Source organism: Shinella zoogloeoides (genome assembly GCF_003574625.1).
Classification (GTDB): domain Bacteria; phylum Pseudomonadota; class Alphaproteobacteria; order Rhizobiales; family Rhizobiaceae; genus Shinella; species Shinella zoogloeoides_A.
This window is the reverse complement of sequence record NZ_QNUJ01000003.1, coordinates 469,172-496,044: the sequence shown is the minus strand read 5'-3', so window position 1 is coordinate 496,044 and position 26,873 is coordinate 469,172. Positions and strand designations below refer to the sequence as shown.

27 protein-coding genes are annotated in these 26,873 nt (G+C 65.4%); 16 read left to right on the top strand and 11 right to left on the bottom strand.

All coding sequences use genetic code 11. The annotated features are described in order from the left end of the window. Positions 1-2 precede the first annotated feature (2 nt). Both DSD28_RS08275 and DSD28_RS08270 read left to right on the top strand, forming a co-directional pair. The gene (locus DSD28_RS08275) at positions 3-1,163 is read left to right on the top strand and encodes an ABC transporter substrate-binding protein (protein WP_245424774.1); all 1,161 of its coding nucleotides are present in this window, start codon (positions 3-5) and stop codon (positions 1,161-1,163) included. A gap of 10 nt (positions 1,164-1,173) precedes the next feature. Next, on the top strand, positions 1,174-2,253 hold the full coding sequence (locus DSD28_RS08270; protein WP_119255900.1) for a siderophore-interacting protein: 1,080 nt from the start codon (positions 1,174-1,176) through the stop codon (positions 2,251-2,253). Positions 2,254-2,290: 37 nt separating this feature from the next. On the opposite strand, the gene speB is transcribed toward DSD28_RS08270, so the two are convergent. Both speB and DSD28_RS25820 read right to left on the bottom strand, forming a co-directional pair. Further along, positions 2,291-3,265, bottom strand: a complete 975-nt coding sequence (gene speB / locus DSD28_RS08265; RefSeq protein WP_119255899.1) for an agmatinase — start codon at positions 3,263-3,265, stop codon at positions 2,291-2,293. 94 nt (positions 3,266-3,359) lie between these two features. Then, positions 3,360-3,521, bottom strand: a complete 162-nt coding sequence (locus DSD28_RS25820; protein ID WP_162911297.1) for a hypothetical protein — start codon at positions 3,519-3,521, stop codon at positions 3,360-3,362. A gap of 153 nt (positions 3,522-3,674) precedes the next feature. Between DSD28_RS25820 and DSD28_RS08260 the strand changes: the two genes are divergently transcribed. After that, positions 3,675-4,250 (top strand): hypothetical protein, encoded by a 576-nt coding sequence (locus DSD28_RS08260; protein WP_119255952.1) that lies wholly within the window; start codon positions 3,675-3,677, stop codon positions 4,248-4,250. A gap of 105 nt (positions 4,251-4,355) precedes the next feature. Here the strand turns inward: DSD28_RS08260 and DSD28_RS08255 are convergent, their stop codons facing one another. Next, positions 4,356-4,988, bottom strand: coding sequence for a UbiX family flavin prenyltransferase (locus tag DSD28_RS08255; protein ID WP_119255898.1), 633 nt, complete (start codon positions 4,986-4,988; stop codon positions 4,356-4,358). Next, positions 4,985-6,496: a UbiD family decarboxylase gene (locus DSD28_RS08250; RefSeq protein WP_119255897.1), complete on the bottom strand. Its 1,512-nt coding sequence runs from the start codon at positions 6,494-6,496 to the stop codon at positions 4,985-4,987. The genes DSD28_RS08255 and DSD28_RS08250 overlap by 4 nt, the downstream gene beginning before the upstream one ends. 109 nt (positions 6,497-6,605) lie before the next feature. Between DSD28_RS08250 and ubiT the strand changes: the two genes are divergently transcribed. The 11 genes from ubiT to DSD28_RS08195 all read left to right on the top strand — a co-directional run bounded on the left by ubiT (position 6,606) and on the right by DSD28_RS08195 (position 17,583). Continuing rightward, on the top strand, positions 6,606-7,112 hold the full coding sequence (ubiT, locus tag DSD28_RS08245) for a ubiquinone anaerobic biosynthesis accessory factor UbiT (RefSeq protein ID WP_119255896.1): 507 nt from the start codon (positions 6,606-6,608) through the stop codon (positions 7,110-7,112). After that, on the top strand, positions 7,103-8,080 hold the full coding sequence (ubiU, locus tag DSD28_RS08240; RefSeq protein WP_119255895.1) for a ubiquinone anaerobic biosynthesis protein UbiU: 978 nt from the start codon (positions 7,103-7,105) through the stop codon (positions 8,078-8,080). Before ubiT ends, ubiU begins: the two co-directional genes overlap by 10 nt. A 10-nt stretch (positions 8,081-8,090) precedes the next feature. Beyond that, entirely contained in the window at positions 8,091-9,026 is a 936-nt protein-coding gene (ubiV, locus tag DSD28_RS08235) for a ubiquinone anaerobic biosynthesis protein UbiV (RefSeq protein ID WP_119255894.1), read from the top strand. A gap of 286 nt (positions 9,027-9,312) precedes the next feature. Then, positions 9,313-9,981 carry a GntR family transcriptional regulator gene (locus tag DSD28_RS08230; RefSeq protein ID WP_119255893.1) on the top strand — a complete coding sequence of 223 codons (669 nt, stop codon included), beginning with the start codon at positions 9,313-9,315 and terminating at the stop codon, positions 9,979-9,981. Positions 9,982-10,178: 197 nt separating this feature from the next. Then, the gene (bioB, locus tag DSD28_RS08225) at positions 10,179-11,180 is read left to right on the top strand and encodes a biotin synthase BioB (protein ID WP_432430846.1); all 1,002 of its coding nucleotides are present in this window, start codon (positions 10,179-10,181) and stop codon (positions 11,178-11,180) included. After that, positions 11,177-12,310 carry an 8-amino-7-oxononanoate synthase gene (locus DSD28_RS08220; protein ID WP_119255891.1) on the top strand — a complete coding sequence of 378 codons (1,134 nt, stop codon included), beginning with the start codon at positions 11,177-11,179 and terminating at the stop codon, positions 12,308-12,310. Before bioB ends, DSD28_RS08220 begins: the two co-directional genes overlap by 4 nt. After that, on the top strand, positions 12,310-12,945 hold the full coding sequence (gene bioD / locus DSD28_RS08215; RefSeq protein ID WP_119255890.1) for a dethiobiotin synthase: 636 nt from the start codon (positions 12,310-12,312) through the stop codon (positions 12,943-12,945). The genes DSD28_RS08220 and bioD overlap by 1 nt, the downstream gene beginning before the upstream one ends. After that, the gene (locus DSD28_RS08210; RefSeq protein ID WP_119255889.1) at positions 12,942-14,210 is read left to right on the top strand and encodes an adenosylmethionine--8-amino-7-oxononanoate transaminase; all 1,269 of its coding nucleotides are present in this window, start codon (positions 12,942-12,944) and stop codon (positions 14,208-14,210) included. The genes bioD and DSD28_RS08210 overlap by 4 nt, the downstream gene beginning before the upstream one ends. A 20-nt stretch (positions 14,211-14,230) precedes the next feature. Continuing rightward, positions 14,231-15,196: a beta-ketoacyl-ACP synthase III gene (locus DSD28_RS08205; RefSeq protein ID WP_119255888.1), complete on the top strand. Its 966-nt coding sequence runs from the start codon at positions 14,231-14,233 to the stop codon at positions 15,194-15,196. Between the two features lie 246 nt (positions 15,197-15,442). Continuing rightward, positions 15,443-15,886 carry an SRPBCC family protein gene (locus DSD28_RS08200; RefSeq protein WP_119255887.1) on the top strand — a complete coding sequence of 148 codons (444 nt, stop codon included), beginning with the start codon at positions 15,443-15,445 and terminating at the stop codon, positions 15,884-15,886. 230 nt (positions 15,887-16,116) lie between these two features. Further along, positions 16,117-17,583, top strand: coding sequence for an MDR family MFS transporter (locus DSD28_RS08195; protein WP_119255886.1), 1,467 nt, complete (start codon positions 16,117-16,119; stop codon positions 17,581-17,583). 63 nt (positions 17,584-17,646) lie between these two features. Here the strand turns inward: DSD28_RS08195 and DSD28_RS08190 are convergent, their stop codons facing one another. The 6 genes from DSD28_RS08190 to dsbD form a co-directional block, all read right to left on the bottom strand. After that, entirely contained in the window at positions 17,647-18,393 is a 747-nt protein-coding gene (locus DSD28_RS08190) for a class I SAM-dependent methyltransferase (protein ID WP_119255885.1), read from the bottom strand. Positions 18,394-18,457: 64 nt separating this feature from the next. Continuing rightward, positions 18,458-18,802, bottom strand: coding sequence for a hypothetical protein (locus DSD28_RS08185; protein WP_119255884.1), 345 nt, complete (start codon positions 18,800-18,802; stop codon positions 18,458-18,460). Between the two features lie 201 nt (positions 18,803-19,003). Then, on the bottom strand, positions 19,004-19,657 hold the full coding sequence (locus DSD28_RS08180) for a L,D-transpeptidase (protein WP_119255883.1): 654 nt from the start codon (positions 19,655-19,657) through the stop codon (positions 19,004-19,006). A gap of 198 nt (positions 19,658-19,855) precedes the next feature. After that, a complete protein-coding gene (locus tag DSD28_RS08175; protein ID WP_119255882.1) occupies positions 19,856-20,464 on the bottom strand; it encodes a DsbA family protein in 609 nt (202 codons plus the stop codon). A gap of 53 nt (positions 20,465-20,517) precedes the next feature. After that, positions 20,518-21,342 (bottom strand): TlpA disulfide reductase family protein, encoded by an 825-nt coding sequence (locus tag DSD28_RS08170; RefSeq protein ID WP_119255881.1) that lies wholly within the window; start codon positions 21,340-21,342, stop codon positions 20,518-20,520. Beyond that, the gene (dsbD, locus tag DSD28_RS08165; protein WP_281048096.1) at positions 21,339-23,072 is read right to left on the bottom strand and encodes a protein-disulfide reductase DsbD; all 1,734 of its coding nucleotides are present in this window, start codon (positions 23,070-23,072) and stop codon (positions 21,339-21,341) included. The genes DSD28_RS08170 and dsbD overlap by 4 nt, the downstream gene beginning before the upstream one ends. Before the next feature lie 189 nt (positions 23,073-23,261). Here dsbD and DSD28_RS08160 point away from each other — a divergent pair, with 189 nt between their 5' ends. Together DSD28_RS08160 and DSD28_RS08155 are read left to right on the top strand one after the other, a co-directional pair. After that, positions 23,262-23,924 (top strand): response regulator transcription factor, encoded by a 663-nt coding sequence (locus tag DSD28_RS08160; RefSeq protein ID WP_119255879.1) that lies wholly within the window; start codon positions 23,262-23,264, stop codon positions 23,922-23,924. Continuing rightward, positions 23,921-25,300 carry an ATP-binding protein gene (locus tag DSD28_RS08155; RefSeq protein ID WP_119255878.1) on the top strand — a complete coding sequence of 460 codons (1,380 nt, stop codon included), beginning with the start codon at positions 23,921-23,923 and terminating at the stop codon, positions 25,298-25,300. The genes DSD28_RS08160 and DSD28_RS08155 overlap by 4 nt, the downstream gene beginning before the upstream one ends. A 57-nt stretch (positions 25,301-25,357) precedes the next feature. Here the strand turns inward: DSD28_RS08155 and DSD28_RS08150 are convergent, their stop codons facing one another. Then, positions 25,358-26,863, bottom strand: a complete 1,506-nt coding sequence (locus tag DSD28_RS08150; protein ID WP_119255877.1) for an aldehyde dehydrogenase — start codon at positions 26,861-26,863, stop codon at positions 25,358-25,360. Between the last annotated feature and the right edge of the window lie 10 nt (positions 26,864-26,873).

The following is a 26,873-nucleotide window of genomic DNA, read 5'->3' as shown; positions in this document are numbered from 1 at the left end:
GATTGGCGACAGCGCGACCGAACGCGGCGGGAAGGGCTGGCGGCACGCCGCCGGCCTTCCGTCTCCTGTACTGGATGCTGGCGGCGGCGGCCGTCCTCATGGCCCTCGCGCTTCCGGCCGAGGGACGGGCGGAAGTCGTCCTGTCGGATGCCGCCGGCCGTGAGGTGCGCCTTGCCGCGCCCGCGCGCCGCATCGTCACGAACGAAAGCCTCATCCTCATCTCGCTCGCCCTCGTCGATGCCGATCCCGTTTCGCGCCTTGCCGGCTGGGCGGCACCCCAGCGCATCGACCGCGGCATGTATGACGCCTATCGCCGCCGCTTCCCGGCCATCGACGCCATTCCGGCGGTCGGAAGCGTGCTGCCGGGCAAGACCTCGACGGAGGCGATCCTTTCCGTCAAGGCGGACCTCTTCGTCGTCTCGATCTGGGAGACGGGCTGGACGGAGATCGTCGCCACGCTGGAGGCGGCGGGCGTGCCCGTCATCTTCCTCGACGGGCCGGTGAACGACGGCAAGGGCCCTGCGGAGACGACGGCCTTTTCCGTTGCGCTGCTGGCGAAGGCCGTGGGACAGGAGGCGAAGGGCGAGGCTTTCGGCGATTTCCTGCGCACCCGCTACAAGCGCATCACGGATCGCACGGCGGCGCTGGAGCCGGTCTCGGTGCTTGTCGACGCCCATGCCGGCGCGACCTGCTGCTCGACGCCGGGCAAGGGCAACCGCATGACGGAATATCTGCGGCTTGCCGGCGGAAGGAGCATCGGGGCCGACGTGCCCGGCTATGACGGACAGCTCAGCCCCGAATATGTCATCGGCACGGACCCGACGGTCTATATCGCGACCGGCGGCCCGCATCTTGCCGCCCAGGGCGGCCTCGTCCTCGGCGGCGGCATTTCCGAGGCTGCCGCGCAGGCATCCTTCGCCGACATTCTCGGCAAGGGCATGCGCGAGGCGCTGACGGCCGTGCATGAGGGCAGGGCCCATGCCGTCTCGCACCAGCTTTCCATCTCGGTGCTCAACATCCTCATCTTCGAGTGCTTCGCCAAATGGATGCATCCCGACCGCTTCGCGGATGTCGATCCCGCCGGGACGCTCGCCGAGATCAATGCCCGTTTCCTGGCGGTGCCGCTCGAAGGCACGTTCTGGATCGACCACAAGCCGCAGTAAGGACAAGAACATGCAAGCCAGGCAATATACCGCACAGGCCCGGATCGCGCTCAGCAATCCCGGCCGCGTCATCGCGGACTTCTGCGAGCACATGGTCGAGCACAATGCGGTGGTGAGCGAGGGCCCGGAGGGCCCGGAACTGCGGCTCGGCGCCATTCGCGCCCGCTTTTCGCGCGACGGCGATGCGACGCTGGTCGATGTCGCCGCGCCCGATCTCGAAGGGCTCTATCTCGCGCGCATGTCCGTCGCCTCGCATATCCTGGAATTTTCCGGCGACGATCCGCCGGTCATCGCCTGGACGGGCGACGGCGGCGAGATCGCCCGCCCGCCGAACTTCCAGATCCTTAAGGTCACAGGCTGTCGCACACTCACCCCGCATATGCGCCGGCTGACGCTGGCCGGCGAGAACGTCGCGCGCTTCGCCGGCCTCGATGCGCTGCATCTCAACCTCATGATCCAGCGCCCGGAGGCAGCAAGGCCGTTATGGCCGCAGGTCGGCGCCAACGGGATGATCGAATGGGAGGAGCCGGACCTGCGCCCGCTGATGCGCAAATACACGGTCCGCTCGCTCGACCTCGCCGCCGGCACGCTCGATATCGATTTCGTGCTGCACGCGGACGCCGGGCCGGGCTCGGATTTCGCCGCGCGGGCAGCGGTCGGCGACCGGGTCGGCGTGGTCGGCCCCGGCGGCGGCGGCCTTGCTGCGGCAGACTGGTATCTCTTCGCCGGGGACGAGACGGCCCTGCCGGCCATCGCCCGCATGCTGGAAGCCCTGCCGGCGGAAGCCTGCGGCCATGCATTCCTGGAGGTCGCCGACGCGGCCGAGGTCCAGCCGCTTGCCGCCCCGCCCGGAATCGAGGTCGTATGGGTGTTGCGCGACGGCAAGGCCGCCGGCACCACGACCCTGCTCATCGACGCGGTTCGCGCCACCGCCTTTCCGGCGGAAGGCGAAAAGGTCTATCTCTGGGCCGGCTGCGAATTCGAAGCTTTCCGCGCGATCCGTGCCTTTGCCCGCCAGGAAAAGGCGCTCACCGGCGATGAGCACCTCGTCGTCTCCTACTGGCGCCGCGGAACGGTCGAGGGCGCCTAGGCTGTGCGCCGCTCGCTGCTGCAAGGATGCTGATCGATCAAGGCTCAGAAGTTGCTTTCCGTGCCTTTTCAATCTGCTTCGCCAGAATACACATCAACTCGAACATGATGGTCGCGCCGGCGATGGAGGTCATGCCGGCAAGGTCGAACGGCGGAGAAACCTCCACGACATCGGCGCCGACGAGGTTGAGGCCGTCGAGCAGCCGGACCATCTGCTGCGCTTCCCGCGTCGTGAAGCCACCGATTTCCGGTGTGCCGGTCCCGGGAGCCATCGACGGATCGATCGCGTCGATGTCGAATGTCACATAGGTCGGGTTCTGGCCGACTATCTCGCGCGCTTCGGCCATGACGTCCTCGACCCCGCGGCCGGCGAATTCTTCCATATAGATAATGCGAATTCCCTGGGCGATGGCCCAGTCATGCTCGTCCGGGGCATAAACCGATCCGCGAATTCCGATCTGGACGATACGGCGCGGATCGAGAAGTCCCTCCTCGATCGCACGTCGGAAAGGGGTGCCATGCGTGTAGGGATTGTTTCCGAAATAGGTGTCGTTCGTATCGGAATGAGCGTCGAACTGGATGAGCCCGACCTGCTTCTGTCTTGCGACTGCGCGCAGGACGGGCAGGGTGGTCAAATGATCGCCGCCGACGCACAGGGGAAGTGCCCCGGCGCTGACGATTTCGGCAACGCCTTCCTCGATCAGCCGGAGGGCGTCCAGCAGATCGATCGGGTTGACCGCAACGTCACCGATATCGGCGATGTTGGCGACGCGAAATGGTTCCGTCTTGAAGACGTGGTGGGTGCTGCGCATCAGGCTGGATTGGTTGCGGACCTCCCGAGGGCCATGGCGCGCGCCAGCGCGGTTGGTCGTTCCACCATCCCAGGGAATGCCGGCCAGAGCAATGTCGAGGCCCTTCGCAGAGGGAACCGCAGGCAGCCGCATGAATGTCGCGTGACCGGCAAACCGGGGTACCTTTGCGGCATCTACAGGTTGATGGAACGTCTCGCTCATTCAGGCTTCCTCCCCGAGATCAAGAAAAAACCCGCACGACGGGACCTGCCCGTCATGGGGAATCGATATCAGGCTACCTTTGAGACCGTACCAGTCAATCACCGAAATAGGCCTGCCTGATTCCGCAACGGTGGCCGTCTGAACCGCTCGGCGTCAGCCGGTGACGGTCGTAGACGAAACCGTATTTGCGCGCGATTTCCTCGCGCGCCTGCAGGAAGATGCGGCTGCAATGCCCATTGCTTGCAGATGAACTCATATGGAGCCGGTGTCCGGAGTTGCAGACGCCAGCAATGTCGCGGGACGTCGGCTCCTATTTCGAATGGCGGGCTGGTGTTTCCGGAATGACATACTGCTGTTACCCTCGATCCGAGCGGCGGCTCGCCGGGTGATGGAAACAGAGGACGAGGCAATGACAGCAGCAAGGTTCGTGTCGGTCTTCCTCGCTCTGATCCTGATGGCGGTCCCTGCCGGGGCCCAGGTCGTCGACTTCCTCGGCATACCGGGGCCGATCGATCTCGACGGGATGTCATACGAGCTGGCATGGAGTTCCCGGCCATCGGAAAATTACAGCAAACAGGAATATGTCCCGGCGGGCCAATCCGCCGAGCAATACCACCAGATGCTTCTGGTTGAACGTGTGACAGGTGACGTCAAGGTCATCGATGCCGTCAAAAGCCAGATCGAGATGCTGCGAGAGCGGAAGAATACCGACCCTCTCGCCAATTTCGAAATTCTGCAAAAAAATGCTCTCGGCGAAGTGGCACTCGACTTCCTGGTCAGCACCAGAGATCCGAAGGGCGAGTATATTGTCGAATGGAACCTGTACCGCTATGTGCCGACAAAGTCCGGCGTCCTGCTGTTCGCCGTGAGCCACCGGGCTTACGGAAATGACAATACAAAAGTGTTTCTCGGCCGCCTGAAGCAGTTGCGGGCCGGGCAGACACGGGCGTTGCTGGAAGCATCCCTGCCGGAACCGAAGAATTAGCCTTTCGACATCCCAGGCCGCGGATGTCCGCGCCGACCACCTGTGCGGCTGCGTCCGATCAAATGCTCGCCCGCGTCGACGGTTTCTCCGGCCACTGGAGCGGCGTCATTCCCCGTGTGGCGGCATCGTGCCTTTCTCCTCTCCGCTCCTGAAAACCGGCGGCGATGTTCCCTCCCAGCTCTTTGCGAGCGGTCCGGCGGCGAGCGCGAGGAGATCGATGGCGCGCGCCGCGAGATGGTCGACGACCTCCGCGAGGGATTGCGGCAGGTGGTAGAAGGCCGGAACGGGCGGCATGACGATCGCGCCCATCTCGGTGACGGCGCACATGTTGCGCAGGTGGCCGAGATGAAGCGGTGTCTCGCGCGCGAGCAGGATCAGGCGGCGACGTTCCTTCAATTGCACGTCGGCCGCGCGCGCAAGCAGGGTGTCGGTGCGGCCGGTGGCGACGGCGGAAAGCGTCTGCATGGAGCAGGGCGCGATCACCATGCCGCCGACCGGAAAGGAGCCGCTGGCGATCGATGCGCCGATATCGCCATTCGGGTGATGGCAGCGGACGAGGGGCAGGAGGCTTTCCATCGCATCCGGCCCGCATTCCAGATCGAGCGTGCGCCGCGCCGCGTCGGAGACGACGAGATGGATCTCGACATTCGGCAGGGCCGAAAGCCGCTCGACGATCCGCACGCCGAGCGCCGCGCCCGAAGCGCCGGAAATGCCGACCACGACGCGTTCGTTTCTCATGCGCTCGCACCATCGAGACCGAGGGAGGCCCAGAGGCCGTCGATCCGCGCGGTCACGTCCGGGGTCATGGCGAGCACCCGGCCCCATTCGCGGTCGGTCTCCGCGCCGATCTTGGTCGTGGCGTCCAGTCCGAGCTTGCTGCCGAGGCCGCTTTGCGGTGAGGCGAAGTCGAGATAGTCGATGGGTGTGTTCTCCACGACCATCAGGTCGCGGCCGGCGTCGAAGCGGGTGGACAGCGCCCAGATCACGTCCGGCCAGGATCTCACGTCGATATCGTCGTCCACGGCGACGATCAGCTTGGTGTAGCTGAACTGCGGCAGCATGGACCAGAGGCCCATCATCACCCGCCGCGCCTGGCCGGGGTAGCGCTTGTCGATGGAGACCACCATGGCGCGATACGAGCAGGCTTCGGGCGGCAGCCACAGATCGCGGATTTCCGGGAACTGACGCTTTACCAGCGGCACGAAGAGCGCGTTCATCGCCTCGCCGAGCCGGGAAGGTTCGTCCGGCGGCCGGCCGGTATAGGTGGAAAGGTAGAGCGGGTTGCGGCGCATCGTGATCGCCGAGAGCGTCATCACCGGAAAGGGCTCGACGGCATTGTAGTAGCCCGTATGGTCGCCATAGGGGCCTTCGTCGGCCGCCTCGGTGGCCGAGACGGTGCCTTCGAGCACGATCTCCGCACTGGCCGGCACGGGCAGCGGAACGGTCACGCCGCCTGCCGTCTCCTGCCTGCGGCCGCCGAGCACGCCGGCGAAGGAGAGTTCGCTCATGCCGTCCGGCAGAGGCATGACGGCCGAGAGAATGGTGGCCGGGTCCGCGCCGATCGCCACCGCCACCGGCATGTCGCGGCCGCGTTCCTTCCAGAGTCGGTGATGCCGCGCCCCGCCGCGATGCGCCAGCCAGCGCATGATCAGCCGGTTCCGTCCGAGTTTCTGCATGCGGTAGATGCCGACATTCACGTCCGCCGGATCGTCCGGCGCGCAGGTGATGACGAGCGGCCAGGTGATGAGCGGCGCGGGCTCGCCCGGCCAGCAGGTCTGGATCGGCAACCGTCCGAGATCGACATCGCCGTTCCGCCAGACGATCTCCTGGCAGGGCGGATGCCGCGTCTTGCGCGGGTTCATCGAAAGGGCCGCCTTCAGGTGCGGCAGCTTTTCCCAGGCATCGCGCAGCGAGCGGGGTGGCCTCGGATCACGCAGATCCGCGAGGAAGGCCGCAAGGCGCGGCAGGCCGCCCGTCTCCAGCCCGAAGCCCCATTCGATGCGCTCGCGCGTGCCGAAGAGATTGGCAAGGAGGGGGATGGGCTGGATATTGCCCGCGGCATCGACCGGCTGCTCGAAGAGGAGCGCTGGTCCTTCCTCGGCCAATACGCGGCGGTGGATCTCCGTGATCTCGTGGATCAGCGAGACCGGCTCGCGGATGCGCACCAGCTGCGCGCGCCGCTCGAGCAGGGCGACGAAATCCTGAAGGCCATCGAAGCGGCGAGGAATGGGGGCATCGGCTTTCATGGGATGCGATTGCCGGGAAAAAACGTTCCGGTCTTTGTGCTAGCGCAAATTCGCGCCGGGCAAGGCTTCCTAGGTTCCGGCCGTTCGTTTTTTCGCAAGGGCCGCTTTCATGACGTCGCTACCGCCGCTTCTCGCAAGACAGGTCGATCTTATGCCGGTCTGGCTGGTGGAGCGGGTGGCGCGCGGGCTCTTTTCGAGCGTGCTGAAGACGCATCCCGATCTCTTCGAGCGGCTCGGCGACTATTGCGGGACCCGCTACGGCTTTTCCCCGACCGACCTGCCGCTGCATTTCATCGTCGTGCCGGCGACGCGCACGCTGGCGGTCTCGCGCGGTGCGCCGCCCCTCGCCGATGCGCGTATCGAAGGGCCGCTGGTGCTGCTGCTCGGCCTGCTCGAAGGGCGCTGCGATGCCGACGCCCTGTTTTTCTCGCGCGATCTTGCCGTCACCGGCGACATGGAGGCGATGCTGGCGCTGCGCAACGCGCTCGATGACAGCGCCATCGATCTGCCCGACGAACTCGGCGCACTGGCGGGGCCGCTCTCGCCGCTGGTCATCGGCGCGGCGCGCTTTATCCGCAGCCGGGCGCTCGAAGGAAAGGATGCGACATGGAACTGATCTGCCCGGCTGGCACGCCCGCCGCCTTTCGCGAGGCGGTGGAGGCGGGGGCCGATGCCGTCTATTGCGGCTTCCGCGACGAGACCAATGCCCGCAACTTCCCCGGCCTCAATTTCAGCCGTGAGGAGATGCGCCAGTCGATCGCGCTTGCGCGTTCGAGGCGTGTCTCGACCTTCGTGGCGCTCAATACCTTCATGCGTGCCGGCGATGAGGCGCTTTGGTATCGCGCGGCAGACGATGCGGTGGCGGCGGGTGCGGATGCGCTGATCCTCGCCGATTTCGGCCTGATGGCCTATGTGGCGGAGAAATATCCCGAGCAGCGGCTGCACGTCTCCGTGCAAGCCTCCGCCTCCAATCCGGATGCCATCCGCTTCCTCGTCGAGGCTTTCGGCGCGAAGCGCGTGGTGCTGCCGCGCGTGCTCACCGTGCAGGATATCGCCCGACTGACACGCGGAATTGACTGCGAGGTGGAGGTCTTCGCCTTCGGCGGGCTTTGCGTGATGGCGGAAGGGCGCTGTTCGCTTTCCTCCTATGCCACCGGCAAATCGCCGAACATGAACGGGGTCTGCTCGCCGGCAAGCCACGTGCGCTACCGGCAGGACGGCGCGGACCTCGTCTCGGAACTCGGCGACTATACGATCAATCGTTTCGGTCCCGGCGAAGCCTCCGGCTATCCGACACTCTGCAAGGGCCGTTTCGAGATCGGTGCCGTCGAGGACTACGCCTTCGAGGACCCGGTTTCGCTCGACGTGATCGATGAAATCGACGCGCTGCGGAGGGCGGGCGTTACCGCGCTCAAGATCGAGGGCCGCCAGCGTGGCAAGGCCTATGTGGCGGAGGTCGTCTCCTCCATGAAGCGTGCGCTCCAGGCCGAGCCGGCAGAGCGGGCCGCGCTCGTCGCCCGGCTGCGAATGATGAGCGAGGGGCAACGGACGACCACGGGCGCCTATGACAAGCGCTGGCGATAGGAGAAGGCACATGACGACGACAGCCAAGCCGGCGCTGAGCCTCGGGCCGGTCTATTTCCTCTGGGACGGGCCGAAATGGCGGGACTTCTATTTCCGCATCGCCGACGAGGCGCCAGTGGAGCATGTGACGCTGGGCGAGACGGTCTGTTCCAAGCGCCAGCATTTCAGCGAGCCGCATGTCGCCGAGGTGGTCGAGCGGCTGGAGGCTGCCGGAAAGAGGGTGACGCTCTCGACGCTCGCCATGGTGACGCTGGAGCGGGAGAGCCGGCACGTGCGCGATCTGATCCGCGACAGCGTTCATCCTGTGGAGGCGAACGACCTTTCGGCGATCGGCCTCCTCAAGGGACGGCCGCATTCGATCGGGCCGCTGGTCAACGTCTACAATGCGGCGACAGCGCGGGTGCTCGCCGCGCGCGGGGCCGAGAACATCTGCCTGCCGCCGGAACTGCCGGCAAGTTCCATCCTGCGGATTCTGGAGGACATGCCGGGCTTCTCCTTCGAGATATTCGCCTTCGGCCGCATGCCGCTTGCGATTTCCGCGCGCTGCGCCCATGCCCGCTCCAAGGGGCTGACGAAGGACAATTGCCAGTTCATCTGCGGCGAGGAGCCGGATGGCCTTCCGCTGCGCACCCTCGACCGGCAGTCCTTCCTGGTGCTGAACGGTGTGCAGACCCTTTCGAACAGTTGCGCGATGCTGGGCGACGATCTGGCGCCGCTGGTGGAGGCCGGCCTGTCGCGCATCAGGCTCTCGCCGCAGGATTGCGACATGGTGCGGGTGGCGGAAGTGTTCCGCGCCATGCTTGATGGCGAGATGGCGGGCGAGGAAGCAATTGCTCACCTGCAGCAGGTCTATCCCGGCATTCCCTTTTCGAATGGCTTCCTGCACGCGCGGGAAGGAGCGGCCTGGGTTGCGCGGGGCCGCGCGGCATCGCTCGGACATGCGTGACGGGGCGCGGTTGAAAAGCGGACGGGCATGCGATCCAGGAAAATCGACGGCGGCGCGGATTTCCTTCCTGGGCAGGCTATAGAGAATGCCGCCGCGCAAGTTCGTGGGGGATTGAGCTAGGCTCGTTCCGTCCGTTGCTCGCCGGTCTCAACGCCGTTGACCGCATCGGCGCTTCCCCTTGAAGGGCGGTCCGGGTAGTAGACAAGGCGCAACCTCTTGTCGAACCTCGGTGGGCGGCGCCCGGCCTGTGCTCGACAGCGCCGGAATCGTAAATTATCTATAAAAAATGACCGTAAGCGCCGAAGACACCATCGCCAACCGTATCAGCCGCGTTCTCGCAGAACGCATCATCACCGGCGCACTGGAGCCGGGAAGCAAGCTCAGGCAGGACCATATCGCCGAGGAATTCGGCACCAGCCATGTGCCGGTGCGGGAGGCGTTCCGGCGGCTCGAGGCGCAGGGACTGGCCGTGAGCGAGGCGCGCCGGGGCGTTCGGGTCGCATCGTTCTCGCTTGCCGAGGTGCAGGAGGTCGCCCTGATGCGCTCCGTGCTGGAAGGGCTGGCCCTGCGCATGGCGGCGCCGCATCTGACGCCGTTCCTGCTGGATCGGGCGGAAGCGGTCGCGCAGGCCTGCGATGCCGCCACGGACATCGAGGAATGGGACGAGGCCAACCGCGCCTTCCACAAGCTGCTGCTTTCCCCCTGCAACATGCCGCGGCTGCTGGCCGAGATTGACAACCTGCATGCGGCGGGCTCGCGTTTCCTGTTTGCAACGAGCCGCGCCGGCTGGACGCCGCGGGTCGACACGGACCACCGCGCCATCCTCGATCACCTCCGGCAGGGCAAGGTCGACCAGGCCGTCATCGCGCTCGAACGGCATGTGAAAAGAATCGGCGAAAAACCGGTTCGTTATGCCTCCGGCAAAACGGGCGCCGCATTCGCGCTCGAAGGCTGATTCAATCGCCGCTTTCCGGCCTGGTGCCGGCTGAGACTGCCGCGGGCTGACGCCCGGCGGGACGATGAAGCATGCCGTTCTCCTCGCTGTTCCGGGTTTTCGATCCTTGTCGAAAAAGGGTTGCCATCGCTCGTCAGTTTCTGATTATAGATAAAATTATGATTCTATCTATTTAGAAGCGAGAAGGGCTCTCGATGATGCGGGAATTCGAACATCCGAAGGAATTTGCAGGAGCGCATCCGTCTCCCGATGCGTGCTGCACCGTCGAGGAAGCGGAATTTATCTATAATCTTCCGTTCAACGATCTTCTCTTTCGTGCCCAGCAGGTTCACCGCGAGCACTTCGATCCCAATGCGATCCAGATGAGCCGCCTTCTGTCCATAAAGACCGGCGGCTGCGCCGAGGATTGCGGCTATTGCAGCCAGTCGGCCCATTCTCCGACCGGGCTCAGGGCTTCGAAGCTGATGGAGGTCGAACGCGTGCTGGCCGAGGCGCGAAAGGCCCGTGATGGCGGCGCGACCCGCTATTGCATGGGGGCGGCCTGGCGCAGCCCGAAGGACCGCGACATGGAGACGATCGTGCGCATGGTCGAGGGGGTGAGGGCGCTCGGCATGGAAACCTGCATGACGCTCGGCATGCTGACGCCCGCGCAATCGGCAAGGCTCGCCGAAGCCGGCCTCGACTATTACAACCACAATATCGATACGTCCGAACGCTACTATTCCGAGATCATCACTACCCGCAGCTTCGCGGACAGGCTGGAGACGCTGTCGAATGTCCGCGAGGCCGGGATCAAGGTCTGCGCGGGCGGCATCCTTGGTATGGGCGAGACGGCAAGTGACCGTATCGCCATGCTGGTGACGCTGGCCAATCTGCCGGCCCCGCCGGAGAGCGTACCGATCAACATGCTGATCCCGATTCCCGGAACGAAGCTGGCGAATACCGCTCCCGTCGATCCCATCGAATTCGTGCGCACCGTCGCGCTGGCGCGGATCCTGATGCCGGCTTCCCATGTGCGCCTGTCCGCCGGCCGTACTGACATGAGTGACGAGACGCAGGCCCTCTGTTTCCTGGCGGGGGCCAATTCCATCTTCGTGGGTGACACGCTGCTGACGGCGGAAAATCCCGGCGAGGATCATGACGCGGCGCTCTTCCGCCGGCTCGGCCTGAAACCGATGGAGCGGGAGCTCGCCTCTTGAGTGCGCCGGCCTTCGCTCGCCACGAAGCCACGCTCGCCGGCCTGCGGCGCAAGGGCCGCCTGCGCGCGCTGCTGCCCCAGCAAGGCGTGGACTTCGCCTCCAACGACTATCTCGGCCTTGCCGATGCGCCGCGCCTGAAGGCGGCGATATCGACCGCGATGGAAGGGGGCGTACCGGTGGGGGCGGGCGGCTCGCGGCTGCTGCGCGGCAATCATCCCGAGCACGAGGCGCTCGAAAGGGAGGCCGCGTCCTTTTTCGGGGCCGACAAGGCGCTCTATTTCGGCAGCGGCTATGCCGCGAACACCGCGCTTTTCTCTATCCTGCCGCAACGCGGAGACCTGATCGTGCATGACGCGCTGATCCATGCGAGCGTGCATGAGGGCATCGCGGCAGGCAGGGCCGGGGCGGTCGCCGTGCGGCACAACGATGTCGAGGCTTTCGACCGGGCGATTTCGGACTGGCGAAGGGCCGGCGGAAGGGGGCAGCCGTGGATCGCTGCCGAAAGTCTCTATTCCATGGATGGGGACCGGGCGGCGCTGGGCGCGCTTGCGGAAATTGCCGAGCGGCACGAGGGGTTCCTCGTCGTCGACGAGGCGCATGCGACGGGCGTCCTCGGTCCCGGCGGACGCGGCCTTGCCGCCGGCCGCGCCAATGTCCTGACGCTGCATACTTGCGGCAAGGCGCTGGGGCTCTCCGGTGCGTTGCTCGGATTGCCGGCCGTGCTTGCCGACTATCTGGTCAACCGGGCACGCAACTTCATCTATTCGACCGCGCCCTCTCCCCTCGTCGCTGCCGGCGTGCGCGAGGCGTTGCGGATGCTGGCCGACGAGCCGGAGCGTCGCGCCCGACTGGCGAGCCTGACGGAGCTTGCCGGCGAGTGCCTGCGCTCCCGGCTCGGCATGGATGCCAGCGGCTCGCAGATCCTCCCCGTCAGGATCGGGGACAATGCCCGCGCGCTGAGGATCGCTGAACGCATGCGCGAGGACGGCTTCGACATCCGGGCGATCCGGCCGCCGACGGTGCCAGAGGGGACGGCGCGGCTTCGGATCTCCATCACGCTGAATGTCGATGAGGGACAGATATCGGACATGTTCGAACGGCTCGCCGCTGTCATGGCAAGGGAAACGTGATGGCCGCGCGCTTCGTCATATCCGGCACCGATACCGGCATCGGCAAGACCGTCTTTTCCGCGGCGCTGGCCGTCGCCCTGAACGGGTGCTACTGGAAGCCGGTGCAATCCGGCCTCGACGGCGAGACGGACAGCGAGACGGTTGCCCGGCTCGGCGTGCCGCGCGAACGGATCCTGCCGGAGGCCTATCGTCTTTCGGCGCCTGCCTCGCCGCACCTCTCGGCCCGGCTGGACGGTGTGTCGATCATGCCGTCGCGGCTCGTGCCGCCGCAAACGGACGGTCCGCTGGTGATCGAAGGCGCGGGCGGCCTGCTGGTACCACTTTCCGGACATCTGCTCTTCGCCGATATCTTTTCGCGCTGGCAGCTTCCCGTCATCCTGTGCGCCCGCACGTCCCTCGGCACGATCAACCACACGCTCCTCTCGCTCGAAGCGATGCGGAGCCGCGGCATTCCGGTCTTCGGCGTGGCCTTCATCGGCGAGGAAAATCCCGAGACGCAGCGCATCATCGTCGAGTTCGGCGGCGTCCGGTCGCTTGGCCGGCTTCCGGTGCTCGTGCGCGTCACGGCCGAAGCGCTCCGCCGGGCCTTTCTGGACAATTTCGATCCGATGGTTTTCCAGGGAGAACCCATATGAACCGCTCGCCCGTCTGGCATCCCTTCACCCAGCATGCGCTCGAGCCGTCGATGACGCGTATCGTCTCGACCGAAGGTGCCTATCTGATCGATGAAGACGGCAACCGGATCCTCGATCTCATCTCGTCCTGGTGGGTCGTTACCCATGGCCATCGGCATCCCCGGATCGTCGAGGCGATCCGCGAGGCGGCGCAATCCCTCGACCAGGTCATCTTCGCCGAGTTCTCGCACATGCCTGCCGAGCGGCTGGCGGCGGAGCTGATCGAGATCGCGCCTCCCGGCCTGCGGCATGTGTTCTACTCCGACAGCGGCTCGACCTCGGTCGAGGTGGCGCTGAAGATGGCGCTCGGCTGTTTCTACAATACCGGGCAGGCGCGCGACCGCATCGTCGTGATGGAGCATGGCTATCACGGCGATACGATCGGCACCATGGCGGCCGGTGAGCGTGGCGTCTTCAACGCCGCCTATGCGCCGCTGCTTTTCGAGGTCGACCGGCTGCCTTTTCCCGAAGCGGGCCGGCAGCAGCGGACGCTCGACATGTTCGAGGCGGTCTGCCGCACCGGCCGCGTGGCGGCCTTGCTGATCGAGCCGCTGGTGCTCGGGGCGGGCGGCATGAAAATCCACGCCGCCGAGGTGCTTGCCGGGCTGGCGGAGATCGCGCGGCGCTACGGGTGCCTGTTCATCGCCGATGAGGTGATGACGGGCTGGGGGCGGACGGGAACGCTGTTCGCCTGTGAGCAGGCCGGTATCCGCCCGGATATCCTCTGCACGTCCAAGGGCTTGACGGGCGGGGCGCTGCCGCTCGCGGCGACGCTTTGCAACGAAGCGGTCTTCGAGGCGCATTTTTCGGCCGACCGGCGCAAGACGTTCTTCCACTCCAGCTCCTACACCGCAAATCCCGTCGCCTGCGCGGCTGCGGTTGCCAATCTGGAGATCTGGCGCAGCGAAGCCGTGGAAGAGCGGATCTCCCGGCTGGCGGGACTGCACCGGCGGCACCTCGCGCGGTTCGAAGCGGACGGGCGTTTTACCGGCGTCCGGCAGATCGGGACGATCGCGGCCCTCGACCTTGCCGTGCCGGAAGGCGGTTATCTCGCCGATGCCGGGCCGAGGATGCGCAGGCTGTTTCGCGAGCGCGGGCTGCTTGTTCGCCCGCTCGGCAACGTGATCTATCTCATGCCGCCCTATTGCGTGACCGAAGGCGAGATCGACCACGCCTACGACGCCATCGACGAGGTGGCCTCCCTCGTTCTCGGAAAGCCGCGATGAGGCCCGGCCTATCTTCTCGCATGATCGGGTTCGGGCATGCGGTGCCGGCCCGCTGCGTCGGCAATGCGGAGATCGAAAGCCGACTCGGCCTCGAAGCGGGCTGGATAGAGCGCCGGACGGGCATTCGCACGCGCCATTGGGCGGGGGATGGCGAGACGCTGAGCGGGCTTGCGGAAGCGGCCGCGCGGATGGCGCTCGACGACGCGAGGGCCGCGCCGGAGGATATCGCGCTGGTCCTGCTTGCGACGTCCACGCCCGATCACCTGCTGCCGCCGTCCGCACCGCTCATCGCACACCGGCTGGGTCTTCGCGGCGCCGGCGCCATCGATCTTGCAGGCGCCTGTTCGGGCTTCCTCTATGCGCTGGCGCTGGCCGACGGGTTCGTGCGCGCGCAGGGGCGCAAGGTGCTCGTGGTCGCGGCCAATATTCTGAGCCGGCGCATCAATGTGTGCGAGAGGGCAAGCGTGGTGCTGTTCGCCGACGCCGCCGGCGCGGTGGTGCTCGCACCGTGCGGCGATCCGAAGCGGGGCGTCGTTTCGGCCGAACTTGTATCGGATGGAAGCGGATACGACCTCATCCACATCCCCGCCGGCGGCGGCAATCGTCCCTTCGCGCCGGATATCCCGGCCGAGGCGTTCCTGATGACGATGCACGACGGCCGGGAAGTATTTACCCGCGCCGTCGCGCTGATGACCGGCACCTCGCAGCGCGCATTGGCGCAGGCGGGGATAGACGCGGCGGCTGTAAGCCGCTTCGTTCCGCATCAGGCCAATGCGCGGATGTTCGATGCGGTCGCGGCCAATCTCGGCATCGCACCGGAAAAGACCGTGCGGACCATCGGCGATTTCGGCAATTCCTCTGCCGCCACCATCCCGCTCTCGCTCTCCGTCGCACACCGTCAAAAGGCGTTCTCGGAGGGAGAGGCGCTGCTTTTGACGGCCGCGGGTGCCGGGTTGGCCGGCGGAGCGGCGGTTGTCGTCGTATAGGCGTTTGCTGCCCGTAACAGGCGCGGTTGAGGAGGAATGAATCTTGCGGCTGGCAACGGCCGTCTGGAGCTTTGATCGTAGGGTATCCGCGGCAAACCGCGCGCGGTGAAGAAAACAGCCGATGCGAAACTTAATCCGCTGTCATGTCGGATTCTCCCTGCCTCGCTCGTCTTAACTGCATCGGGCAGCGGCAAGCACGTCGCCACGACAGAACGAACCGATGAAACCGAACCACAGGAGAACACCATGCCCAGCACGATCCGCCTGCACCGCGTCATTGCCACCAAGCCCGGGAAGCTCTATCGCGCGTTCCTCGAACCGGACGCGGTTGCAAGCTGGCTTCCGCCGTACGGGTTTCTCTGCACCGTCCACGAGCTGGATGCGAAGGTCGGCGGCCGTCACAGGATGTCGTTCCGGAATTTCACGACGGGCGAAAGCCACACCTTCGGCGGCACCTATCTGGAGCTCGTCCCCGGGGAGCGTCTCGTCTACACGGACGGCTTCGACGATCCCAACCTTCCGGGCGAGATGAAGGTGACGGTGAGCCTGAAGGCCGTATCGGTCGGCACGGAAGTGAACATCGAGCAGCAAGGTGTACCGGATATCATCCCCGCCGAAGCCTGCTATCTCGGCTGGCAGGATTCGCTGGACAAGCTCGCGAAACTCGTCGTGCCGGAGATCGAACAGTAGGCACGGGGTAAATGGCCGGAGAGCATGACGGTGTCCTGGACGACGCCGGAGACGAAGCCGTGCCCGCGGCGGGTGTTTTGACGATGGCCGCGAGCCCGTCGTGCCGTGTCTTCACGCTTTTGCGAAACGGTGCCGAACTGGCTTGACGGAACGATCCATCGGATTAGTAAGGCTGGCATAGGATAACATCCCGCCATCGCCCAAGCGGCCATTCCATCCGAAAGTTCCCCATGACGGAAAGAACATCTCATCGCGGCCTCGTCGTCGTTGCGATCATGGCCAGCATGGCGATGATCGCCATCGAGGCGACGATCGTTTCGACGGCAATGCCGCAGATCGCCGCGCAACTCGGCCAGATCAATCTCTATTCCTGGGTCTTCTCGGCATTTCTCCTGACGCAGACGGCGACGACCGTGGTGTTCGGAAAGCTTGCGGACATCTATGGCCGCAAGCCCATGATCCTCATCGGTATCGCGATATTCCTGCTGGCCTCGGTGCTTGCGGGCTTTGCCTGGTCGATGCCGTCGATGATCGCCTTCCGGCTGCTGCAGGGCGCCGGCGCCGGCGCCATTCAGCCCGTCGCCATGACCGTGGTCGCCGATCTGTTTCCGGGCAACCAGCGTGGCAAGGTTCAAGGTTACCTCGCCAGCGTATGGGCGCTGTCGGCCGTTGTCGGCCCCCTGCTCGGCAGCCTCATCATTCATAACCTTCCCTGGGCGTGGGTATTCTGGATCAATGTGCCCGTGGGACTTTTCGCTGCGTCGACATTCTTCCTGTTCCTGCGGGAGGAGAAGCGAACCCGTGTTGTATCGATCGACGTGCTGGGCGCGAGCCTCTTTGCCGTTTCCATCTCGGCACTGATGATTGCCCTGACCGAGATGGAAAGTGCGATCTCGGGGCAGGCCATCGGGGCGCTCGCCATATTTGCGGCCGCTCTCGGCGCCTTCATCTGGCAGGAGCGGCGCGCGGAAGCGCCGATGATCGCGCCGGATCTCTGGCTGAAGCGTCCGATCGCATTCGCCAATCTCACCGTCTTCTTCGCAAGCATGGCGATCATGGGACTGACGACCTTCCTGCCGATGTATGTCCAGACGGTGCTCAACCGCTCGCCTCTCGTTGCGGGCTTCGCACTGACCATGCTGCTTCTCGGCTGGCCTTGCGGCGCGACGATCGCCTCGCGCCAGTTCACACGCTTCGGCCTGCGGCCCCTCATGGTCGCGGGCAGCCTGCTCATCCCGCTCGGCACATTCCTTTTCATCCTGCTTCGGCCCACGAGTTCTGCTGTACTCGCCGGCGCCGGTTCGCTGATCATGGGGTTCGGGATGGGGCTGCTCAATATCAGCGCCCTGATCCTCACGCAGGAAAGCGTGGGCGCGAACGAGCGCGGCAGCGCCACCGCATCGAACGTGTTCTCGCGCAATCTCGGCAGCACGCTTGGTGCCGCCGTGCTCGGCGCGGTGCTGACCTACGGCCTCGCGCATGTCGCCAATGGCCAGGCGATCACGCCGGAACAGATTCGGGCGCTGCTGAATGGCACCGGCGCCGCAATCAGCGGCGTCGAAGAGGTCCGGCACGCCCTCCAGCATGCGCTGCATGCGACATTCATCGCCATGCTGCTGATCGCCGTCCTGATCATACCTGCGTGCCTGGCGGTGCCGTCAACGCAGCTCCACGGGCCGGCTCCGCAGGAGGCGTAGCGCCGGGCGTGTGGGTACGGCCGAAGTCTTCCAATAGAGACGAACGGCCTCCCTGCGCCCGGATCAGGCGAGGGTGCCGAGGGGAATGATTTCCTTCGCGCCATTCTCCCAGGGATGGCCTTCCCAGTCGCCGAGCCATCGTTCGGCGCGCAGGCCGGTTTCGGCCAGAAGCGCCTCCAGTTCGGCCTTGTTCGGAAAGGCGATGCGGGAGGCGGCCGAGAGGCGCCGGCCGGTGGCACGGATTTCATAGTGGGTCCCGTAGGTGACGACGCCGGTGGCGGCGTCGAAGGCGACGTCGTTCCAGGCGGCGACCTCGCCGAAGCGGGGATGGACGAGGGAGCGCATCGACTCGTCCGGCCCCCATTCCTCCCATTCCCGGCAGGCGGGATTGCGGCTGTCGAAGACGAAGTGCCCGCCGGGCGCAAGATGCGCCTCGATGGTGGCAAGCACCGCCCGGCGATCCTCCCGCGTCAGGAAGACCTGAAAGGCATGTCCCGTGAGCATGACGAGTTCGAAGCGGCGGCCGAGCCGCACGGACCGTGCGTCGCCTTCCACGAAATCGACGCCGCCGGCGCCCGGCTTCGCCCGTGCGATATCGAGCATGGCCGGGGCGGGATCCACGCCGACGACGGTCCGGCCCTCGCAAAGCGCGACGGCCAACTCACCCGTGCCGCAGCCCAGATCGAGCACGCTGCCGGCGTCCCGCGCGAGCGCCGTGCAGAAGGCAAGGTCCGGCGAGCGTTCCCAGCCGTTTTCGAGATCGTAGAAATCGGCAAGGGCAGGGTCGTGGTAGAGGCGATCGTCTTCCATGCTCCCTCCAAACAAAAAGCCGCGCGTTTCCGCGCGGCTCCTGAATAGTCGGCTCAGCCGGCGGTTACTTCCCGTCGCCGGCGGCGTCGAGGACCTTTTCGCAGTGGGTCGGGCCGCCCTTCGGATCGACGCGGTCGCCGACGGCGCGGATGCTGGTGATCCGGTAGGCCTCGTTGACGGTGAGTTCCACCGTGCAGGACTTGCCCTTGGCAAAGCCGCCGCGCCACTTGTAGAGGGTCGTGCCGCCCGTGCCGGCCGTGTCCGAGATCGGCGGGCCATAGGCCGCGAAGAAGCTGCCGGCGGTCTTGCCGTTCCAGCGCGCCTGCAGCGGATTGGTCGGGACACTGACGGTGGTGCATGCGGTGAGGGCAAGCGCAACGCCTGCCAGAATTGCAACGCGGGAGTTCATATGTGCCATTTCCTTGGACGTCTTGCGGCCGCTTTCCGGCGATTCGGAACCGGATCCTCGATTTCGCCATAGCGCAGCACGCGCAAAAGGGGAATCGCCGCCGCGCGAACTTTGCAGCCATCCCCGTCGAACGGTCGCGGGACGTGCCGATTTGCAACAGTTCGTTCAGAGGCGGGCCCGGCAGTCGGCCGCCGCCGATGGTCAGCCCTTCCTGAGATGAGCCATGGCGGGATCTGCAACCACAACGATCGGGCTTCCGTCACGCACGTTCTCAGCGAGGTGGATGACGTCCTGATTGATCATACGGATGCAGCCGGATGACACGGCGCGGCCGATGGTCTGGAATTCCGGATTTCCGTGGATGCGATAGATCGTGTCCCGGTTGCCCTCGTGAATGTAAAGCGCGCGCGCTCCGAGAGGGTTTCTCAATCCCGGGGCCATGCCGCCATTCGCGATGCTGATCGGCTCAAGCTCCGGCTGGCGGGCCACCATCTCATCGGGCGGATTCCAGCGCGGCCACTCCCGTTTGTAGGCGATATGGCGGCCACGACCGGCCCAGGAAAAGCCGTCCCTGCCCACGCCAACCCCGTATCGTGTCGCTCGTCCGTTGGGCAGGACATGATAAAGGTACCGATTGGGCGTATCGACGATCACGGTTCCGACGCTTTCACCGGTCGGGTATTCCACTTCGGTTCGCCACCATTTCCGGTCGACCTTTGAAACATCGACTGCCGGAATCGGAAACTGCTCATCCGGCATGGCGAAATACATGGGAGGTGTCGCCAGACGTGGCGTTTCCACCTGTGCGATCTCAGGCACCTGTCTCGCGGACGTGCAACCGGCCAGGGCGAACATGCCGGCTCCGGCGAGAAACGTGCGTCGTGCGATCAGGCCGGACGGCCGGCTCTGCGAATTCAAATCTATGTCCTCGTGATGCTCATTCTGTATCCGCAGAACGCGGGAGCTACCTTAAGCGCAGCTTAAGAGGAGGCCGCTCGGGCGACCCGCGCCCGAAGACCTGCAAGCCGGCTGTGGGGCGCGGCCGTCCGCGGGCTATCCTCTTGCCTTGGCGATGGCGTCCTTCAGCCCTTTTTCATCGAGGACGCCCGGAAAGAGCGCTGAGCCGATGACGAAGGCGGGCGTGCCGGCGAAGTTGAAGGCGAGCGCCTGACTGTAGTTGCGATTGAGCAGCCCGGAGATCTTGGCATCGTGCTTGTTCACGGATGCCGCCACCTCCTGCATCGACAGGCCGGCGCCCGTCAGGCGCTTTTCGACTTCCTCGTGGGTCAGCTTCCCCTTGGTTTTCATCAAGGCTTCCATCGCGACTTCATACTTGCCGATCTGCGCGGCTCCAAGCACTGCCTGAGCAGCGAAGATGGAGACATCGCCGAAGATCGGCCAGTCCTTCAGGACGAGCCGCACATTGCCGTCGGCTTTCACGACCTTCTCCACCATCGGATGCGCCTTCTTGCAGTAGGGGCACTGGTAATCGAAGAATTCGACGATGGTGACGTTTCCCTTGGGATTGCCGAGGACGGGGGCGTCCTTGTCGAAAAAGACGTCGTCCTTCGTCAGTTGCTGGGCAAGGGAGGGCTTCAGTCCGGTTGCGGCCGCTGCCGCGGTGGCAAGCGTCGTCGTCAAAATGGTTCTGCGGGTCAGCATCGGGTATCTCCTTGTTCTAATCGAGGGCACGGGAAAGGGGGGGAACGGGGCTTTCATTCGGTCGATGCCGTGGCGGAGGATGAAAGAGCGGCAAGTCTTTCGGAGAGCGTCTCGCGGGAAATCTCTCCGAGGTGGGATGCGGCAAGTGTGCCGTCCGGATTGATGAACAGGGTGGCGGGCAGGCCCACCGCGCCATAGTGGCGCGAGAGATTGGCAAAGGGATCGAGAACGACCGTTTGAAGGTCGATGCCGGCCTGACGCAGATAGGCAGCGATAGCATCCCTGCCTTCACCCTGGTTGGCGAACAGGAAGTCGACATGTGGATTGCTCCCGGCCATGTCGGCCATCATCGGCATTTCCCGCCGGCAGGGCGGACACCAGCTCGCCCAGAGTTTGAGGACGGCGGGACGACCCCGGCGCTCGGCGACGGATAAGGTTCCGCCTCTATCGAGCACCACATAGGAGGCTGCCGGTGCGCGGGGCGAAGCGTTTCCGTTGATCAGGCTGCCAAGAGCGATCCAGACGAAGAGACCGGCGACAAGCGGCAGGATTGCCCAGGAGGTTATACGTGGCGCCCTTCGCCACAGCAGCACGGTGGCGAGAAGAACGCCGATGAGGCCGCCATGCCAGGAAAAGCCACCCTGCCAGATGGCGAGGACGCGCCACGGCTCCTGCCAGAAACTCGCCGCGTGGCCGAGGACATGCACTGCCCGTGCCCCCAGAATTCCAAGGAACGCCGCCGCTGTCGTCCAGGTGCCGAGCCTGTTGTCTATGCGGGCGGCGAGAAGCGAGCCGGCAAGCATGAAGACGACCATTCCGCCGATCGCCGAGAAGCGATCGGCGGAGAACGCGAAGGGACCTATTGCGATGGCGTTCATCGCACGGTGCCTTTCGCAGTCCTGGCGGCATCCGCGAGCGAAGCCGCTGTAATCTCTCCGACAAGCCGGGTACCGGGTATCTCCTGTCTTTCGCGGTCGAAGAGGATCATCGTTGGCGGGCCGACGACCGCAAGCGAGCGCATGAGCGCGCCGGTGTCGGCATCAAGGGTACTGACGTCGAGCCTTGCAAGGCGAATCCCGTCGAGGGCTGTCGCTACATCCGGCTCGGGCAGCACCGAGCGTTCGATCGCGCGGCAGGTCACGCACCAGTCCGCCGTGACATAAAGAAGGGCCGGCCGGTGTTCGGAGGCGGCGGCGCCAAGCAGGCCGGACAGCGCGTCGATGGAGCCGATCTTCGTGAAGTCCGTCTTTTCGATAGCGGCCGTCCGCGCGCCGCCGGCCGCACCCTTGAGCGGGCCGAGCGGGGTCAGCGGATCGGTCGCGCCGAGGCCGAACCCTGCCATGAGAAGACTGCCCCACAGGAGAAAGACGAGGCTGGCCGAACGCAGGAGAACGCCATGTCCGCCCGAAGTCTGCGACCCTGCGAATGCACCCGCCTGCACGCCGAAAGTCAGCGCCAGCACGGCCCAAGGCAGCAAGATGAAACGTTCGGGAACGAGCGGGGTCGCAAGCCATATCGCCGTTGCGAGGAACAGAAAGCCGAAGGCGTACCGTACGTTTTCCATCCAGGCGCCGGCGCGTGGCAGCACCTTGCCGCCGAGCGTCGCCATGGCGATGAGCGGGAGGCCCTTGCCGAGGCCAAGCGCGAAGAGCGCGAGAGCGCCGATGACGACGTCTCCGGTCCGGGCGATATAGAGAAGGGCGCCCGCAAGCGGTGCGGTTACGCAGGGGCCGATGAGAAACGCGGAGGAAAAGCCGAGCATAGCGGCGCCGGCGGCAGATCCGCCCTTCCGTTTGCCGCCGCTCAATCGATTGCCGATTCCTGCCGGAAGCCGGATATGAAACAGGCCGAAGCTGGAGAGCGCCAGCAGGATGAAGAGGGCGGCGACCGTGCCGACTGCGGCCGGCGATTGCAGCACCATCTGCAGGTTCCGGCCCGACCACGCGGCGGCGACGCCGACAAGTCCGAAGGCGGTAGCGAGCGCCAGCACATAGGATGACGCCAGCACGAAGCCGCGTCCTGCCGTCAGTTCCTCCCTTTCGCGCGATAGCATGGCGGCGACAATCGGATACATCGGAAAGACGCAGGGTGTGAATGCCAGCAGCAGGCCGAAGCCGAGAAAGCCGGCAAGCAGCAGGAAAGGTCCGCCGCCGGTCAGAAGCCGGTCGACCGCCGTCTCTCCGCCATTGTCAATGATGGAAAATCCGGTGTTCGCCTTCTGCGCCGGGTTCGCGTCCTCGGCCGGTGCAAGCGAAAAACCGCCTTCGGCCGGCATCCCGATCGTCATCGCCGCGACATCGATCATGCGTGCCGTCGGCGGATAGCACAGTCCGCCGTCCTGACAGCCCTGATAGGTGACGCGAACGGTCGAAGGGGCGTCGAGGATCGATGCCGAAGCCGTTCGATAATAGACTTCGGTCGCGCCGAAACCCGGATCGTCCTTGACCTTGCCGGGTTCGGTGCGGAGCGTCAGCGGCCGGTCGTCCTCGTCTTTCGCGGAAAGGTAATCCCGGTACAGATAGTAGCCGTCGGCGATTTTCCAGGTGATCGTGAGAGGGCCTGCCTCTTCCCTTGCAATCGAGGGTACGAAGGCGTCTTCCATCGGCAATGGCGCTTCAAAAGCCCATGCCGGCAGAATTGCCGCAATCAAGACCCAAACCGCTGCCAGGAGGCTTGCTTTCCGCATCGTTCTCGCGTCCTCGTCATTTGTCCCGGGCGGAGCGATCCGGTCGCCAGCTTAAGGCAGGCTTAAGGTTCCCGGTTCAGGCGAAGGAAGGCAGCAACGCACGGAGGCTTGATGCGTATCCTGGTGGTCGAAGACGATGCGGTCCTGCTCGATGGTCTGAAGGTCGGCCTCGGCCTTTCCGGCTTCACCGTCGACACTGTGGCAACGCTTGCCGATGCGACGGAGGCCCTTGCGGCGGACCGCTTCGATGCCGTCGTCCTCGATCGCATGCTGCCCGACGGTTCCGGCCTTGAAGTGCTGGCGTGCCTGCGGGAAAGGGGCGACCGGACGCCCGTCCTGCTCCTGACGGCGAAGGACGAAACGGCCGATCGCATCGACGGTCTGGATGCCGGCGCCGACGACTATCTCGGCAAGCCGTTCGACCTCGACGAGGTTGCCGCCCGGCTGCGCGCCATCACGCGCCGGTCGGAAGGTCGCGCGCGGCCCGAATTGCGTTGTGGCACTATCGTTCTCGATCCGGCAGGGATGGCGGCCCGAAAGGCAGGTGAGCCCGTCCCGCTGTCGCGGCGCGAATTCTCCATCCTGCGCGCACTGATGGAGAGTCCGGGCATGATCCATTCGAAGCAGGCGCTGGAGCAACGCCTCTACGGCTGGCAGGAGGATGTGGAGAGCAATACGGTCGAGGTACATGTGCACAAGCTGCGCGCCAAGCTCGGCGCCGCCTCCATCGAGACCATCCGCGGTGTCGGCTATCGCATGGGCAAGTCCGAATGAGTTCCATCCGCCTCCGCCTCATCGTCATCCTTCTCGCCACGACCGGCGCCGTCTGGTGTTGTGCGGTTTTCTGGACCTATCTCAGCACGCAGCATCAGGTGGAACGCGTGCTCGACGCCAGGCTCACCGAGGCGGCGCGGATGGTCAGTTCGCTGATCACCGATCACCATATCGATGTCGCTGCCGCCGTGGAGGCCGCCACCGCCGGCGATGTGCCGCCGGAATTCACGGTTGCGGAGGGGGATTACAACAGGCAGCTCTCCTGCCAGATCTGGTCGCTGCAGGGGCAGCTTGTCAGCCGTTCCGCCAGCGCGCCGGCGACCTCGCTGGCGGACCACGACAAGGGTTTTCAGGAGACGACCATAAAGGGCGAACGCTGGCGGGTCTATGCGGTGATCAATCCGACGCTCGGCGTGCGCGTCCTCGTCGGCGACAGCCTCGAAATGCGCGATCGGCTAGTCGGAGATGTCGTCAAGGGGCAACTGGTTCCGGCACTCGCCATCCTGCCGGTCCTTGCAGCCTTGCTGTGGCTCAGCGTCGACCGGGGGCTCGCGCCTCTCAACAGGATCGCGAGCGCGCTCTCCGGCCGTTCCGCCGACGAGCTTCATCCGGTCGGGGAGGACGGCGCGCCGCGCGAGATCCGCCCGCTGCTGAGATCGCTCAACTCGCTTTTCGGCAGGGTCACGCAAGCGCGGGAGCGCGAAAGGACTTTCATCGCCTATGCCGCGCATGAATTGAAGACGCCGCTCGCCGGTCTCAAGACCCAGGCCCAGGTCGCGCTCAGGAGCGATGATGCTGCCGTCCGTGAAACCGCGCTCGGACATATTTCGACGAGCGTGGATCGCACCGGGCGCCTCGTCCGCCAGCTCATCGACATGGCGGCTGTCGATTCCGCAGAGGCCGATCACGCGCGGGAAGCCATCGATGTCGCGGGGGCCATGCGTGAGGTTTCTGCCGATCTGGAAAACCTCGGTATCGCACGGAACGTATCGGTCGACATCCACGCCGGCGTGACGGTTGGCCGGGCCAGTCTCAACCGCATGCTCCTGCATCTCGCGGTGAGAAACATCCTTGAAAATGCAATCCAGCATGCCCCGGCGGGCTCGCATGTCAACCTCATCGTCGAGCGCGACGGGACGAAGCTGCGGATCGAGGTCGTCGACCCGGGGGCGGGTATGACGCCGGCTCAATCGAGGCATCTCGTCGGGCGTTTCAACAGGGGCAGTCGTGGAGGCGAGGGAACCGGTCTTGGCCTCTCGATCGTTGAAATGGCAATCCAGAAGCTCGGCGGCGAACTTGCTTTCGACCAGCGTGCGAACGGCTTCGCCGTGCGGGTTTCCGTTCCGGCGGGCTGGCTGGCGGAACAGGCCCGGTGAAGCCATGGATCCCGGGATGGTGCGTGCTGCTCCAACCCGGGACCGATTATGCGGGTGTCAGTCGAGATTCACCCAGACCGATTTCGTCTGCGTGTACTGCGTCAGGGCTTCCAGGCATTTGTCGCGGCCGTTGCCGGTCTGCTTGTAGCCGCCCCAGATCGAGGTCATGTCGCCGTGGTCGAAGCAGTTGACCCAGACGACGCCGGCCTCGATGTCGCGGGCGAAGCGGTGCGCCTTGGAAATGTCGCGGGTCCAGACGGACGCGGCGAGGCCATAGATGGAATCGTTGGCGATCTCGATGGCGTCGTCGATGCCCTCCACCGGGATGATCGCGGCGACCGGGCCGAAGATCTCCTCGCGGGCGATGCGCATGCCGTTGTCGACGCCCGTGAACAGGGTCGGCTCGACGAAGGCGCCTTTCGGCGAGGTGGCGAGCGTGCCGCCGCCGAAGCGCAGCGCCGCCCCTTCCTTGCGGCCGATGTCGATGTAGCTCAACACGCGCTGCTGGTGCGAGGCGGTGACGAGCGGGCCGATGGTCGTCGAGGGATCGAGCGGATCGCCGAGCACGAAGTTTTCCCGCGTGCGGGCCGTGAAGCGCTCGACGAAGTCGTCGTGGATGCGTTTTTCCACGAGGATGCGCGAGCCCGCATTGCAGACCTCGCCCTGGTTGCCGTAGATGCCGTTGACGGCATAGGTGACGGCGGTGTCGAGGTCGTCATAGTCGCCGAGGACGATTTGGGGCGTCTTGCCGCCGCACTCGGTCGAGACGCGCTTCATGTTCGACTGGCCGGCATAGATCATCAGCAGCTTGCCGACCTCGGTGGAACCGGTGAAGCCGATCTTGTCGACGTCGTTGTGCAGCGCCAGTGCCTTGCCGGCCTCCTCGCCGAGACCGTGCACCACGTTGAAGACGCCCGCCGGACCGCCCGCCTCGATGAAGAGTTCTGCGAGCAGGTTGGCCGAGAGCGGCGATTGTTCGGCCGGCTTCAGCACGACGGAATTGCCCGTCGCCAGCGCCGGGCCCAGTTTCCAGGCGGCCATCATCAGGGGATAGTTCCACGGCACGATGAGGCCGACGACGCCGAGCGGCTGGCGCAGGATGTAGTGCAGCGCATTGGCCGCCGTCGCCGTCACCGCGCCCTCGATCTTGTCGATTGTCTCGGCGAAGAATTTCAGCGACGTGACGGAGCCGGGAATGTCGATGTTCATCATGTCCATGACCGGCTTGCCCATGTCGAGGCTGTCGAGCACGGCGAATTCCTCCGCATGCGCTTCGATGAGGGCGGAGAATGTCTCCAGCACGGCCATGCGGGCGCGCGGGTCCATGCGCGACCATGCGCCGGAGCGGTAGGCCTTGCGGGCTACGGCGACGGCGCGGTCGATCTCCGCCGCCCCGCCGCGCGCCATCTCGGCGATGGTCGCCCCGGTCGCCGGATTGATCGTCGGATAGGTCCGGCCGTCGGCGGAGGCGACATAGGCCCCGTCGATGAAGTGCTGCGTGCGGAATTTGAGGCCGCTTGCCTTGCTGCGCCAGAAATCGAGCGTGTAGGTCGAGGCATCCATGCTTGTTCTC